Genomic DNA, 14,894 nt, shown 5'->3' with positions numbered 1-14,894 from the left:
TTCACCGCTCGATCGAGTTACCATGAGGCCCCGGCGCATGCCGCCACTGTCGATCGTGCTCTTTGGATTCATGCCTTTGGCTGTGATGCTACTGGTGGGATTGCTCGGGTCACTCCTGCTGACGGTCGACCCCAACCGGCAGGATCTTGGTGCAGCCTATGCTTCTCCGTCTGCCGAATACCTTCTGGGCGCAGACAATCTTGGTCGATCAATTGCAGCCCGGCTGATTGCGGGCACACGCGTATCGCTGGGGATTGCCTTTGCCGGCGTGGTCGCCTCGCTGGCCACCGGCCTTGCGCTCGGATTTCTGGCAGCGTTCCGCACCGGCTGGACGCGGCAGGTCATCATGCGGCTTTCCGATGTGATCATCGCCTGCCCCAGTCTCCTGTTTGTCATCCTGGTTTCGGGTCTGCTGGGCGGCGGTGTCGGTCCGATCCTTTTTGGCTTGTGGATGTCGCAGTGGCCAGGCTTTGCCCGCCTTACCGCTGCGATTACCGCGCGTGAACTGGCCACCGATCATGTCGAAGCCTCCCGCCTGCTCGGATTCGGTTCGGCCTACATCTTCCGCACCCACGTGTTGCCGGCGATTGCCCCTTATCTTACGTCCTTGGGAGCCCTGACCGTCGGCGCCAATGTCCTTACGATCTCTTCGGTCGGCTTCCTCGGTCTAGGCCTTCGTCCGCCGGATGCCGAATGGGGCGGGATGATCGCCAGCACGATGACCTTCTTCCGCACCTATCCCCACATGGTGCTGGCTCCGGCTGGCGCCATTCTGGTTTGCACGCTCTCGGCAACGCTGATCGGCGAATATTACAGCGCCCGCCGCCAGGGGATCGAGGAGGTCGCCTTGTGAGTACTCTTGCTGTCGAACGACTGACAATCGCAACGCCCGATCGTGTCATCGTGGAAAACATCTCGCTCAGCGTCGCTGCTGGCGAGATTCTCGCCGTTCTCGGGGAAACAGGCAGCGGCAAAAGTCTGATCGGCAGTGCCATCATGGGTCTCATTCCGGGCGGCGTTTCGGTCTCTGGCCGCATCATCGTCAACGGGCGCACCTATGACGCCGCCGACCGCACAGCACTTAGGTCTCTATGGGCGAAAGATCTCTTCCTGCTACCCCAGGAGCCGCTCAACGCATTGGCGCCGCTGCTGAGCGCAAAGTCTCAGGTCGCCGAGCAAATTCAGACACCACGACGATCACATGAAGCGGGCGCAGCACTCTCGGCCATGCAACTGGATGCTGAACATCATGACAAGCGTCCATTCGAACTGTCCGGAGGCATGGCGCAGCGTGTCATGGCCGCGATCGCTTCAGTGACCAGCGCCGGCATCATCCTCGCCGACGAACCGACCAAAGGTCTCGATGCGGACCGGCGCGACGTCGTGGCGCAGGTATTCAGCGCGTTGCGGAACAGTGGTCGCGCGATCCTCCTCATCACTCACGATATCGCGCTTGTCCGGTCACTGGCGGATCAGATCGCCTTTCTCGACGAATGCTCGATCATAGAGTCAGGACCTGCGAAGGAGATCCTGAGAGACCCCCGCACCGACTATGCGCGTCGGTACATAGCGAGCGATCCCGCAACGTGGGATGCCCGCCCCTATGCGCGGTCAACGACTGCGAAAGTCATTGAGACCGATCACCTGCGCATCGGTATCGGCAAAAGAGTTCTGGCGGACGATGTGAATTTTCATTGTCATGCCGGGCATATTTCGGCGCTTCTGGGCAAGAGCGGTATCGGAAAGACAACCCTTGGCCGAACGCTTCTTGGTCAAACCTCTCCACTTGGGGGGATCATCCGGCGGCCGACGGCCGAACGCGGCGGCTCCCTTCAAAAACTTCATCAGGATCCGACGCGGGTGTTTGCGCCATGGCAATCCCTCGGGCGGAGCCTCGAAGACCTGCGCCGCCTGCCAGACGGCGACCGTGGGTTCAGACAGGTTGAGGGATTAATGCAGCGCTTTGGCCTGCGGCATGACCTGCTTCATCGCCGCCCAAGCCAGATCAGCGGCGGCGAAGCGCAGCGCCTGGCACTTGTTCGCATCCTTGCGATGAGGCCGACGATGCTGATTGCCGACGAACCCACCTCGCGCCTCGATCCTCCGGTGCAGGAGCAGGTTATCCGGCACCTGCGCAAGGTCGCCGACAAGGATGAGTTGGCCATCCTGCTCATCACCCATGATCAGGACCTGAGCACGGCGATCGCGGACCGCCGTATGCTGATGGTGGCGGATGACAACGCCCCGGCGACGTTGATCGATGTCACGAGATCGAGACCGAGCACTCTTCCCACCTGACGTAATGGACATTACGTCACCCGTAGTGTAGATAGTAAACGTAGTTATCACTACGCCCGCAAACGCCTCGTTAGGACATAAACATGCATTTTGACCCGCAACTCTGGGCGGCGACGAAGGGCTTCCGTGCCCGAATCGCCGCAGCCATTGCCCTCGGATTTGTTTCGCTGGCACTCGGCATCGCAAGGTTCATTATCCTCGGCTGGCTGATCGCGCGTCTGTTCGAAGGCGCGCCACTGGCCGACCAATTGGTTGCGATCGCCATACTCGTGGCGGTCATCCTGTCGCGCATGGGTCTTGAATACTGGCGCGCCATGGTGGCACATCGTACGGCAGCACTTATTCAGGACCGGGTACGGCTCAGCCTCTTCGACCAGATCGTGCGGCTGGGACCAGCATGGCTCGCCGAGCGACGGACAGGCAGCATCGCCCTTTCGACAATTGATGGCGTCGAACAACTCCAGGCGTTTTTCGGTCAGTTTCTCCCCCAAGTTGCCATCGCGTTTCTGGCACCAGTGCTCCTGTTTGCGGTCCTGTCGTTCTGGGACGTCCCCGTCGCGGCCGTCATCTCGCTGGCCGCCATTCTCGCCTTGATCTTTCCGGTGGTCCTCAAGCGTATCGGCGAACAGTCGACGTTGCGCCGCGTTCGCTCCTTCAAAGCCTTCGGCGCGGATTTTCTCGATGCCGTCCAAGGCTTGCCGACCCTCAAGGCTTTCGGCCAGAGCGCCGCGTTCGGCGAGCGGCTTGCCCTGAAAGCAAACCAGTTGGCCGACAGCACAATGTTTGTCCTGCAAGCCGCCCTTATGAGCCGGGCATTTACGGACCTCGCCATCGCTGGCGGCGCTGCGGCTGCCATTGCGCTCGGAGCATGGCGCGTCAGCCAAGGAGACATGAGTATCGAGGCTTTGCTGATCGTTCTGATGGCAGGGACCGAGGTGTTTCGTCCCTTGCGCGATCTGCGCTCCCTCCTCCACCGGGGCATGATGGCCAATGCAGCCGCCGTTGGCATCAAGGCGTTGCTTCAGGCAACACCACCGCGTCCCCCGCGCGAAACCTCTGCCACTCCGGATATCGAGCCGTCTATATCCTTTGAGAATGTACGGTTCGGCTATTCGGACGAACGCGGCGCAGCCCTTAAGGGCGTGTCTTTCGACGTCAGGGCAGGTGAGCGCATTGGCATCGTCGGCTACAGCGGCTCGGGCAAATCGACCATTGTCAAGCTTTTGCTGCGATTTTACGACGCAGATGCCGGCACGATCCGGATTGGTGGGCACGATGTCACAACGCTTGCTGCCGATCACATCCGCGATCAGATCGCCGTCGTGCAACAGGACACCTATCTTTTTTACGGATCGGTCGAAGACAACATCCGCATCGCCCGTCCCGACGCGACACCGCAACAGGTGGAGGCCGCTGCGCATGCCGCCAACGCCCATCAATTTATTGCTTCGCTTCCGCAGGGCTATCGCACAATCATCGGGGAACGCGGCCTCCGACTGTCGGGCGGTCAACGACAGCGAATAGCAATTGCCCGTGCGGTCTTGAGGGACGCGCCCATCCTCGTCCTCGATGAGGCCCTCTCGTCGGTCGATGCCGAGAACGAAAGCATTATTCAGGCTGCTCTCGATGATCTTTCCAGGGAGAGGACAACCATCGTGCTGGCGCATCGCCTGTCGAGCGTGATCGATGCTGACCGTATCCTCGTGGTGTCCGATGGACTGATCGCCGACAGTGGCACGCACGCCGAACTGATCGCCCGCGACGGGCCGTACCGGAAACTCATGGCCGAACAGATCCAACTGAGCGAGAGTGACGCCTTGGTCGATTTCAACACCGTCATAGCGCCCCAAAACCAACGTTCGGCCGACATCGTAAAAACATCCCCGGCAAAACCTCAACTGACCGAAGGGGAAAGAATTGCCGCAGGCCTGACCTCATTCCAGACCCTGGGAACGCTGTTCAAACTGATCGGGCCATGGCGCAAGCAATTGATCCTGACCGTCACTTCCGGCGTGGGACGCGTCTATGCCTTGATCGGCGTCAGCACGCTCAGCGCGCTGACGGTGGCGGCAATCAAGACGGGCGCGCCATTTAGTGCGTATCTCATGTGGATGGCGGCACTGGTGCCTCTGGCAGCGTTTCTGCAATGGAATGAATCGTGGCGCTCCCACGACATGGCCTACAGACTGCTCGCCCAGATGCGCGTCGATCTCTACTACGTGCTGGAAAAGCTTGCGCCGGCCTATCTTCTGAAGCGGCGGTCAGGCGACCTCGTCTCCCTCGGGACGCAGGATGTCGAGACGGTCGAATACTTCTTCGCGCACGTCGTGGCGCCAGCGATGGTCGCACTCCTGATACCATTAACCGTTCTGATCGCTCTCACCTTCATCGCCTGGCCAACGGCGCTCGTGCTGTTGCCCTTCCTGTTCTACGCGGCCCTCGCACCGGTGTTCGAGCGTCGCAAGGTTGATGCTCTTGGCGGCCAGGCTCGCGCCGAACTGGGTGGCCTCAATGCCTTTGTCGTGGACACAGTGCAAGGCATGGGCGAACTCATCGCCTTTCGCGCGGTTGCTGCGCGCCGGAAGGTCTTTCACAATCAGACGGCCGAGTATCAGCGCACGAGGGTCGCGCTCAATTCCGACCTCTCGTTCCAGACGGCCAGGCAGGAGGTGGTGTCCGCCCTCGGATCTGCGGCAGTGCTGGTCACTGCGGCCTTCATGATCCATAGCCATGCGTTCGAACCGACACTTCTGCCGCTCGTGGCCTTGCTGTCTTCCGCGGCCTTCCTGCCCGTATCGGAGCTTGCCCAGGCAGCACGACAGCTTGCGGATTCGATCGCGTCTACGCGGCGCGTCCATGCCGTCCATGTCGAACCCGTTCCGGTTGTCGACGGTCCAAAGCTCCTGCCGGAGTCTACCGGCGGATCGGAACTGGAATTTTCGAACGTAACCTTCTCCTACGACAAGGCGGGATCGACCGTACTTGAGGAGATTGACTTCAAGGTGCCGGCCGGCGCGCGGATCGCCCTCGTCGGCTCGTCGGGCGCCGGCAAGACGACGATCGCAAACCTGGTCCTCCGTTTCTGGGATCCTCAGGAGGGGCGCATTACGATCGACGGCCATGACCTCCGCGATATCACACTGGACAGTCTCCGAGAGCATATCGCACTCGTCGCCCAAGATACGTATCTGTTCAATTCGACGTTGGCAGAAAACATTCGGCTCGCTCGTCCAGATGCCACTCAGGACGACCTGGATCTGGCGATCCAGCGGGCTGCCCTCACGGATTTTGTTGCGTCATTGCCCGCTGGACTGGAAACGCCGGTTGGAGAGCGAGGCGTCCAGCTCTCCGGCGGGCAGAGGCAGCGGATATCCATTGCCCGGGCATTCCTCAAAAACGCACCAGTCTTGATCCTGGATGAGGCGACATCGCACCTAGATGCGGCGAGCGAGGCTCATGTGCGGGCAGCACTCGACGAGCTTATGGTCAATCGGACAACCCTTATCATCGCCCACCGCCTGTCGACCATCCGGGCGGCCGATCAGATTCTCGTGATGCGGGATGGGCGGATCGTCGAGCGGGGAAAACACCGTGATCTGATGAGCCTGGGTGGATTTTACGCCGAACTGATCGGCCATCAGTCCGTTGGATTGGCTCAGGTCGAATACGCAGCGCTTGCGGGTCAGTGAATGGGCGCCTTGAAATATGAATCTAAATAGAAGCCGACAACCGACGATACTGACGTTTCCCCCTCGGGTTTGTAGTGCGAATGTGGGGATGAGCAATGGCGTCGATGGTGGGGATCCAGAATGCGCCGAGCCAAGACACATCAGCCCGATTGAATGTCAGAGACAATGACACGTTCAGCGTTCGAACCGCTCCAGCATCCTCTTCAGTTGAGCATTTTGCAGTTGAAGCTTGCGCGCCCACTGGTCCCGCAGCAGCCTGATCTCTTCATCAGGGCGGATTGCATCGTCAGAAACGGCGGCAACGCCTGGAGAAGGTGGCGGAACGGCTTCAATCGGTTCCGTTCTCTTGTGCCGCGTGCAGCGCTTTCGCGTTGCACCTTCGCCAGTCTGGGAAGGTTTCAGTGCGTCGTGTGCGGCCGTACCGGTGTCATCGAACAAGGCCGGATCAGCCGCCTCCACTGGCCCGGCGCCGTCGATATCTGACGTGCACACGCGTGGCCGATCAGTTGGGGAAAGCCACACATCTCTCCTTCAAGGCGGTGGGGCCGGAACCCGACCATATGAGCTGCCGAGTCGGATGACTGACCGGAAGGCCACCTCGTCTGGGACGTACACGGTCCAATGCCCCCCATGCGGGAGGGTCTAAGTCTCAATCAGAATTTCGGGCGCCACCTCTGGAAGGATGGGGGTGCTGATCGGGGTGTAGAGATCGACATCAGCCGCAGTTCGCAACGTTGCGACAAGTGCATAACGAACCGCTGTATTACCCCTTCTCTGACCGGTATTCTCCCGCCACCATCCGCCAGTCGGATAGATGGCGATAGCGTCACGCTGGGAGAGCTCGACGGCGTTTCCCTCCCAGATATCCCCATGCAGCGATCCCCGATTGCGAAGAACGGGACCAAGCGTCCAGCCTGCGTCTCCCGCCGCCCTTGCCGGCGGCCTGACCCCGGCCGCGGCATTGATGCGACGCAAGAAGACATCGGGGCGCTCGTCGCCCGGTTTCAACGCAAACCGCAATCCATGCGAAGCGTAGCTGTGACGGCGTGTTTGGCCACGCTCCCCAGGATTGGGCTCAATGAAATAGCTGAGCGTGATCCGCAACTGAACCTGGGTTTCACCAAGAGCTTCGAGCTCCTCCGTCGGCCAGGGAAGCGCGTGCAGGACCATGTCCTTGGTCTCGATCCTGCTGCCCACGGTCTTGAATGGTTGCATCTCGTTCTCAATGACCATGGTGACATCGTTATCGAGACTTCCAAGGGCGCGCACCAGTGATGGAACCCCGAAACCGTAACGCCGCATCAAGGCATTCTTGTTGATCCCGCCAAGATGGGCTTTCATCGTCGGTGTCCATTCCGCCGAATGGACGATCAGCGCCCTGACCGTCTCGGACCACAGATCAGGACGCTGAGCCAGGATCTGCGCACCCATCCTTGCCGCGAGCGCGGTCGCCGCACTGGTCTCGCCCGTCGTGGTGAACGCCCGGTTCTCGGGCGTCCGATAGGTCGTCAGCAGCGCGAGATCGTCGAGGTGATCGCCGATTAGCGTCGCCGGATCTACGCCCAGATTGCCGCCCTCGAAGACGACATCGGGTTTGAGAGGCCAATCGTAGTTCCAAGTGACGGAGGTACGGCTACGTGGCATGAGATCGCCAACCTGGGCCATGACACCCCATCCGTTGAAGACGGGGTCGGTGATCGCCGTCTTCTCGGTAAATGCCCCGACCGTGAGCACATTCCACGCCTGGGCAGGACTTTCGATCGGCGTGATATCGTTGCGGACGAGATAATCGTTTTGATGGATATCCTCACGAATGTTGCCGGCGGAGACCGCAATCAGGCGTGGCGCATTATCGGCGCCATAGGCGAGTGCGTCGAGAGCCGCAGACCACGACGAAGGACGGCCGCGCCAGTGATCGCCATCACTGGTCAGGGCAAGGCAGATGGCGCGAGGCCGGTTCGGTGCAACGATCTCGGCACGCGCTATCGATTGGGCGGTGATGGCGCCGAAGAGATCGGGGTCATTTGCACCGTGGTCGGGCAGAATCTTTACCGACTCCAGTCGGTGCGTCAGGATGATCTGCCCCGCTCCGGCGAGAACATCGGTCAGGTCACCATAAATGGCAACGCCGGAAAGCTGGGTCCCATGGCCGCCGTGCCCCTGATTGCTCGTGTCTTCGACGTTCCAGCCGGGATCGAATGCCTGCTGATCCACTGCTGCGAGCGCCGGGAGGATCAAAGGGTGACGGCGGGTAGAGCCTGAATCGAGCAGGCAGACGGCGGGACGGTCACCATCGGGGGGCACAATGCGGCCCGCCGTCTCCGCGGCCCAGGCGCGTTGCTCGGCGCCGTCCATCTCCATAAAGAAAGCCGGTGTATCGCGTGCGGTTCTTAGCTCTGCGATCGTGTCTGTGTGCGCAATGATCCGCCCGAGGGTTTCAGCGCTCGCGTGGACGATCAACACCTCCCGCTCCGGAAACTGAAGGGCGTGTTCACGCACCGGAAGCTCCAGTCGCTCAGCCGCAGCCGCAAAGGTGTCTCTGGTCCCGAGACGCAGCCAGACCTCCCACCAGATGGCCGTACCGGGTACCGGAAAGAACGCCTCGTCATCCGTATAGAGGGATCTGGCCACCGCAAGGCGCGCGGTCTCAAGCGAGGCCACGAGCACTTCATTCTTGGGTCCGTTGTTTCTTTCGACGATCTCACCGTCGACCTCGACCTTCTGGATCCGGTTCTGGTCGCGATATTCGGCCACCTTCTTCAGGTAATAGTCGCGCTGCCGCTCGGGAACGAAGACAGTGGCAGCAATCGTGTTTCCTCCCTCGCCTATCGGGCGGACGCTGACAAGTTCGATCGGAAACTTGCCCTGGCGGTTTTCGAGCTTGTCGACGATCTCGCTCTGAGACGAAGGGAGTTCAAACTCAAGATAGAAACCTGGCGTTCCACCCGCAAGGTCGGGCTCGCGAGCTCTTAATTGTGCTTCCGCGTCTGCCACCGCGCGGGTAAGGGCTTCTGTCAGCTTTACAGCATGCTGAGCCCTATCGCGCACCGGCACGGTTGTCCCGCCACCTCCGCCTCTGGCGGTGTAGTCCTGGATGTTCCCGTGACCGGGCAAATAAACGTGTGGGAGTGGACGCGGTGGTTCTTCTGCCATCGATTATTGCGACGCCGCTCCTTTGCGTTCGGCTATCGCGATGGACAGATCGTTCTGGGTGATGCGGTCCCGGTCGGACAGGACGACGAGTTTCGCGGCGTCGGCCGCAGCGCGGGCAATCTCGGCCTGGCTCAAACCGGCAGCATCTGTAACCGCTTTTTTCCAGTCGATATCCCGAGTGTCGAAGCTGGAAAGGCGCGCCTGCAAAATCCCGGTCGCGACCTCAACGCTCGGCAATGCATACTCGATGACGTCATCGAACCGCCGGAAGAGCGCTGGATCGAGCAATTCCGGGTGATTGGTCGCCGCCACCACCAGACCGTCACTCTCATCCTCTTCCAGGAACTGAAGGAACGAATTGAGGATACGCCGGATCTCGCCCACGTCATTGCGTTCTGCGCGCTTCGCGCCGATGGCATCGAACTCGTCGAAGAAGTAGACGCCTTTGGTTTCAGCCATCGCCGAGAACACCAGCCGCAACTTCGAGGCGGTCTCCCCCATGAACTTCGTCATCAAGCCATCGAGCTGAACGGTGAACAACGGCGTATGGAGTTCACCGGCGAGCGCAGCCGCGGTCATTGTCTTTCCGGATCCGGGGGGACCGATGAGCAACAGTTTGCGACGTGGGGCCAGCCCATGGCTGCGAAGCTTATGCTGTTGTCGCTGCTCGAGAATGACTCGTTTCAAACGAGCTTCGAGCTCCGCAGGAAGGATCATGCTTGACAGCCGAACGTCAGTATAGCGAACTGCAACGAGGTTTGCGAGGTCACCGCGTGGCTGCGCAATAGGAACAGGAGCCTTCTTACGCCCGGAGGTACGATCCTTGTTGGCGCGCGCTGCATCGACAAGTTCGCGGAGTTGCACAGCCACCTTTCCATGACCCCTGCGCGCCTCACTTGCTGCAGCCTGCAATGCAATCGTCAGGAACTGCTCGTCGTCGCCTTCGACGTGGCTCTTCAGCAGCGAGATCAACTGCTGCGCCGTGGTCATGACGACTGAGCTCGGTTCATAGATCGAGCTCCTTCTGATTGAATGGTCCACATTTGCGTCATCGTGTTCCTCTCGCGGCGACTTTTGGGCACTTTCGAGAGATAGACGCCTCTCCCCAAGAACTGGTTAAAATCCAGTTTATTGAGGGCCATTGCGAAAAGCAATTTGAACGACGCAACAGTTACCAACATTCGAGACTGTAACGAGAGCAAACTTTTTCGCATCAGCTTAATGGACACATTCGCACGGTTAGCCATCGAACTCACCCGTTGCTGCGTTGGCGATCGAGGCCAGCGTCGGCCGCATCCATGCGGGGGCTTGGATCGCTTTGGAGGCAAGCGTCTTCTTGTCGCTGGCTGACAGCCGACGCGCCGCAATCTGCGCAACGTCGGCGGCACGTACCGCCCCCAGGTGACGAAGGGCCTGGACGACAGTGCCGACCGCACTTCCCGGAGCAATAAGATGCTTGGGCGAAGCGTGTCGCAGATCGATGATGCGCTTGCCGAGTACGACACGGCGCGACGGGCCATCAGTCAGATAGATGCTCTGCGCCTGGACCTGTGTTGACAGGCCAAGGGCGTTCGCCGCGCGCGCGCCGGAGATCTGCACCTGAGATCCAGTCTCCCGCGCCAACGCTTGCGCAACATCGTCAGGGGCCGGCGAAAGTGCTCCAAGTTGCGGATGAACCTTCGGGAAGTCGTAAAGGCCTCGCGCCAGGCGGCGGAGTTTTCCATTCTTGGCCAATCGGGAAAGCGCTTGGTCGACGGTTGACCGTGCGGCCACGTCCAGGAAGTCACTGGGCGTGAAGACGCCGCCGCGCCCGCCAGTACGGGCACGCATCATAATTCGCTCTGGAACTGATATTGCAACGGTTTCCATGTGTCAGCAAATAGCCTATCTTTTCCTGACAAACAAGGTGGCTGCCGTTTCAGACGTCAGCGCGCTCCACGTTACGCTAGAGAAGTGTGACGGGATGATTTATGAGTTTAGACCAACAGGGGCATTGCATAGTTGAAGATCATTGACGACGGATCGCGGACCCATCCGTCATCCACGCATTCATCGCCCTACGGTAGCAACCGGCACTTCGAGCCTGGTGATGTGCTGGAGAGAACGGATAGTTATGGCGACAGGTGAGCTTCGACACTACTTCAATTCCTCAATTGCACAGCTTGAGGACCTGTTCGAGCGCTCGCAGGACGACTCGCAAGTTCTTAAAGCGCTTGAGCGTGAGCTTAACGAACATCGAAATACCGACAAAGCCACGCGGCTGCTTGAAAGAGTCAGGCGATCCCTGTCCAATCTGGGTCCGCCTGACAATGACCTGGCCAACCACGTCGAACCGAAGAGCGCTGCCGAAACTACTGCTTCGCCTTCGGCGGCTCCCACTGCGCGTCAGGACCGGACAGTGAACAGCAGTCAGGACAATGCTCTGCCACTGCAACTCGATCTGGGAGCATTGCCGATATTCTCCCCGGCGGAGGCGGACAATGAGCCCAGGGCCATACTGGCGGCGTGGACTGCACTCGAATCCCTTTCTCCCCAAACCTATCGGCGGCCCGAAGACCTTGCTGCGGGCGATCGCCGAAGCGTCGCTAGTCTGGGGGGAGGCAACGTTCCCTGGGGTAAAGGCGAGCGATCCAAGAAGAACTACCAACTCTATTATCAGGTTGTACTCGGCTCAATCGCAATGGATCGGGCGACGGAGGAGCTTGTCAAGGCGTTCGGACGGGAGGAGGAGTTGAGTGCGCGTGCCCGCGAGAAGGCGGCCATCGGCGCCATCCTCCTTGATAAGGATGGTTTCCTTCTTGAAGAGAAAAGCGTTGCCGTTTCGAGCTTCGCCTGGGCCTTGCCACTGGCCCTGAAGCTTGAGCTTGGCGCACTCGGCGCATGGCCGAAGATCGAGGAGAAGATTACCGCGAGGGTCGAGGAGATCCTGCGTCGCACCGACCGAAATGGAAAACCGCTTCCTGTCGACCCGGCTGCGATGGGGACAGCCTACCGCTGGCTACTACGCCAGTTCGGGCTCGCGGCGGAACTCGTCGAACCCCCGAGCTTCGCGCTGCGCGTCTACCACTACTATAAGGCAAAGAACCCGCCCGAGGTCGCGCTCCTCAACTCCTTCTATCTCAACGATCTTGGCAAGGCGGCATCGCTGGTCGCAACCTCGGAAGCTCCCGCCGGACTGCGTGCGTTGCTGGGTGTCGATAAACCGGCTTCCGTGATCGACCTGCTCGCCTCGCCTGCCGCGTTGGAGGAGGCTGTGTCTCCACTCAAGATGCCGGCTGCACGCTGGCCGGCGCCAGGCGGCCACCCCTTGGTCCTGCTTCAGCAGGCAGCGGTGAACATCGCCCGCAGCGAGCTTTCCGGAAAAGAAGGCATGATCGCGGTCAACGGCCCCCCTGGGACAGGGAAGACGACGCTGCTTCGCGACATCGTCGCCGCAAGCGTACTCGACCGCGCCATGGCCATGGCCACATTCGATGTCCCTGAAGCTGCCTTCACCGCCTCTGGGCTGAAAATACAGACGGGCGACGCAGGCTATCTCCATCTCTACCGGCTCGACAAAAGTCTGAAGGGTCACGAAATCCTTGTCGCGTCGAGCAACAACAAGGCGGTCGAGAACGTCAGTCGGGAGCTTCCCGCGAAAAAAGCGGTCGGACGAGACATTAGCGAGCTCAGCTTCTTCCGAACCGTGAGCGATTTGGTTTACGGGCCCCGCGAACGGGAGGATGACGAAGAACAATCGCGACAGGAGCCGATCGAGACCTGGGGTATGATCGCAGCAGTGCTCGGCAATGCCAGGAACCGTGCTGCGTTTCAGCAGCGATTCTGGTGGCACAGGGATCGCGGTCTTCGCCTTTATCTGAAAGCTGCCAAGGGCGATTCCGTCGTTGAGGAAATCAAGGATGAGGAGACAGGACGAGTCGAACGACGAACTCCCTCCGTTATTACGATCGAGAAACCGCCTTCGCCACAACTGGCGGCGGCGAATTGGCGAAAGGCGCGTACAAGGCTTCTTTCACTCAAACAGGAAATCGATGCCGATCTCAAGGCTATCGAGGGCGTACGTGTGCTTTGCCTTGAGGTTTCGGCCCTCAAGCGAAAGATGGTGGAGCTCGAAGCTGGGAAAGCCCGCCTTGAAGCCGAGCGACTGAACGAGGAAAAAAAGCGTTCGCCTGCCGAAGCCGAGGTTTCGCAACTCAGGCTAGCCCATCAAGCCGCCGCTGAGAAAGTAGCGCAGCTTCGCAAGACCCGTCCTGGGTTGTTTTCGCGTCTCTGGCGATCGCGTGCGTGGAAAGCATGGCAACAAGCCAATACGCCGCTGGCGACCGCGGCGGCAGCATCGCAAAGCGCGATGCGTGACGGTGAGCAACATCTGGCGTCTGTCATCGAGAAGATCGGGCAGTTCTCGAACGAAATCACATCTGTGGAGGCCAGACAGCGCCCGCTATCCGAGGACATTTACCGCCGCTCTCAAGACCTTGAGCCGCACAGGCGCGCGTTCGGAGACCGCATCGTCGATGATGCGTTTTTTGCCCGAGGTCACGAGATGTCAAACCTCGCATCGCCTTGGGTGCCGGATCGTATCCACCGAAAGCGGGAAGATCTGTTTATTGCGGCGATGGAGGTGCATAAGGGGTTCATTGACGCTGCGGCGCAGAAGATCCTGCATAATGTCGGGGCGCTGATGAACGTGTTCAGCGCCGGACCACCAACTGACGATGCCAGGCGAAACATGCTGGGTGATCTCTGGTCGACGCTGTTCATAACCGTGCCGCTTGTTTCGACGACCTTTGCTTCGGTTGACAAGATGTTGGGTATTCTGCCTCCACGCAGCATTGGATGGCTGCTTGTTGACGAGGCAGGCCAGGCGCTTCCTCAAGCCGCCGTCGGCGCCGTGATGCGTGCCCGTCGTTCCATCATCGTCGGCGACCCGCTTCAGATCCCGCCGGTTGTCACTCTGCCGGAACGGCTCAACGCCGAGATATGCCGGTTCTTCAGGATCGACATGCCGGTCTGGGCAGCGCCCGAGGCCTCGGCCCAGACGGTTGCCGATCGGGCGTCCCGGTTTCAGGGAAGCTTCCGATCCGATCAGGGTCCGCGGCGCGTCGGCATACCGCTCCTGGTCCATCGACGTTGCCAGGACCCGATGTTCGGTATTTCTAATCGAATCGCCTATGACGGGCAGATGGTCCATGCGCCGGGGCTACGCTGTGAAGGTGCCGTCGGCGCGACACTCGGCCCCTCAAAATGGCTCGATATCGATGGCGAGGCGGACACCAAATGGTGCCCCGCCGAGGGCGACGTCGTCATCGCGCTCCTGAGGAAATTGGCAAATGCCGGAGTCACCGGCCCCGATCTCTTCATTATCACCCCGTTCCGGATCGTTGCCCAAGAGATGCGCCGCCGCCTCAAGCAGGAGAAGGAACTCGTCGCCCGTCTGAATATCGACATCGAGGAGTGGACTGAGGACCGCGTCGGTACGATCCACACTGTTCAGGGCCGCGAGGCAGACTCTGTCGTTTTGCTGCTCGGTGCTCCGAAGGCTGCCCAACATCCCGCAAGAGCATGGGCGGCTGGCACGCCGAATATTCTCAATGTCGCTGTGTCGCGTGCCAAGCAGAACTTTTATGTGGTTGGCTCTTATGGCGCGTGGTCGGGCGTCGCCCATGCGCGCGAGCTCGCAACTCTGCGCCGTGCGCCAATCGGCAAGAGGGCGGTGCCGACGACATAAAGCGGCCAGCTCAACTCATCGAGATC

8 protein-coding genes and 1 pseudogene are annotated in these 14,894 nt (G+C 60.3%); 5 read left to right on the top strand and 4 right to left on the bottom strand.

The window, feature by feature from the left end:
• Window positions 1–37: 37 nt before the first annotated feature.
• From ASB66_RS23590 to ASB66_RS27215, 4 genes and pseudogenes are all read left to right on the top strand, one after another.
• Entirely contained in the window at window positions 38–853 is an 816-nt protein-coding gene (locus ASB66_RS23590; RefSeq protein ID WP_060716525.1) for an ABC transporter permease, read from the top strand.
• Window positions 850–2,298, top strand: a complete 1,449-nt coding sequence (locus ASB66_RS23585) for an ABC transporter ATP-binding protein (protein WP_060716524.1) — start codon at window positions 850–852, stop codon at window positions 2,296–2,298. The genes ASB66_RS23590 and ASB66_RS23585 overlap by 4 nt, the downstream gene beginning before the upstream one ends.
• A gap of 83 nt (window positions 2,299–2,381) precedes the next feature.
• Window positions 2,382–5,063 (top strand): annotated as a pseudogene (locus ASB66_RS23580) (ABC transporter transmembrane domain-containing protein); the annotation flags it as partial.
• Window positions 5,058–5,987, top strand: coding sequence for an ATP-binding cassette domain-containing protein (locus ASB66_RS27215; RefSeq protein ID WP_474368109.1), 930 nt, complete (start codon window positions 5,058–5,060; stop codon window positions 5,985–5,987). The pseudogene ASB66_RS23580 and the gene ASB66_RS27215, both read left to right, overlap by 6 nt.
• Window positions 5,988–6,161: 174 nt before the next feature.
• Here the strand turns inward: ASB66_RS27215 and ASB66_RS23575 are convergent, their stop codons facing one another.
• From ASB66_RS23575 to ASB66_RS23555, 4 genes are all read right to left on the bottom strand, one after another.
• Complete coding sequence (locus tag ASB66_RS23575) at window positions 6,162–6,479, bottom strand: hypothetical protein (RefSeq protein ID WP_174084778.1); 318 nt, start codon at window positions 6,477–6,479, stop codon at window positions 6,162–6,164.
• 150 nt (window positions 6,480–6,629) lie between these two features.
• Window positions 6,630–9,140 carry a S8 family peptidase gene (locus ASB66_RS23570; RefSeq protein ID WP_060716522.1) on the bottom strand — a complete coding sequence of 837 codons (2,511 nt, stop codon included), beginning with the start codon at window positions 9,138–9,140 and terminating at the stop codon, window positions 6,630–6,632.
• A gap of 3 nt (window positions 9,141–9,143) precedes the next feature.
• Window positions 9,144–10,130 carry an AAA family ATPase gene (locus tag ASB66_RS23565; protein WP_060716521.1) on the bottom strand — a complete coding sequence of 329 codons (987 nt, stop codon included), beginning with the start codon at window positions 10,128–10,130 and terminating at the stop codon, window positions 9,144–9,146.
• A gap of 249 nt (window positions 10,131–10,379) precedes the next feature.
• Complete coding sequence (locus tag ASB66_RS23555) at window positions 10,380–10,973, bottom strand: DUF6088 family protein (RefSeq protein ID WP_060716604.1); 594 nt, start codon at window positions 10,971–10,973, stop codon at window positions 10,380–10,382.
• 280 nt (window positions 10,974–11,253) lie between these two features.
• On the opposite strand from ASB66_RS23555, the gene ASB66_RS23550 reads away from it, so the two are divergent.
• Window positions 11,254–14,868: a DEAD/DEAH box helicase gene (locus ASB66_RS23550; RefSeq protein ID WP_060716519.1), complete on the top strand. Its 3,615-nt coding sequence runs from the start codon at window positions 11,254–11,256 to the stop codon at window positions 14,866–14,868.
• The last annotated feature ends 26 nt before the right edge of the window (window positions 14,869–14,894 follow it).

The sequence above is a fragment of the Gillisella vitis genome (assembly GCF_001541345.2).
Taxonomy (GTDB): Bacteria; Pseudomonadota; Alphaproteobacteria; order Rhizobiales; family Rhizobiaceae; genus Allorhizobium; species Allorhizobium vitis.
This window is presented reverse-complemented; position numbering and strand designations above follow the sequence as displayed.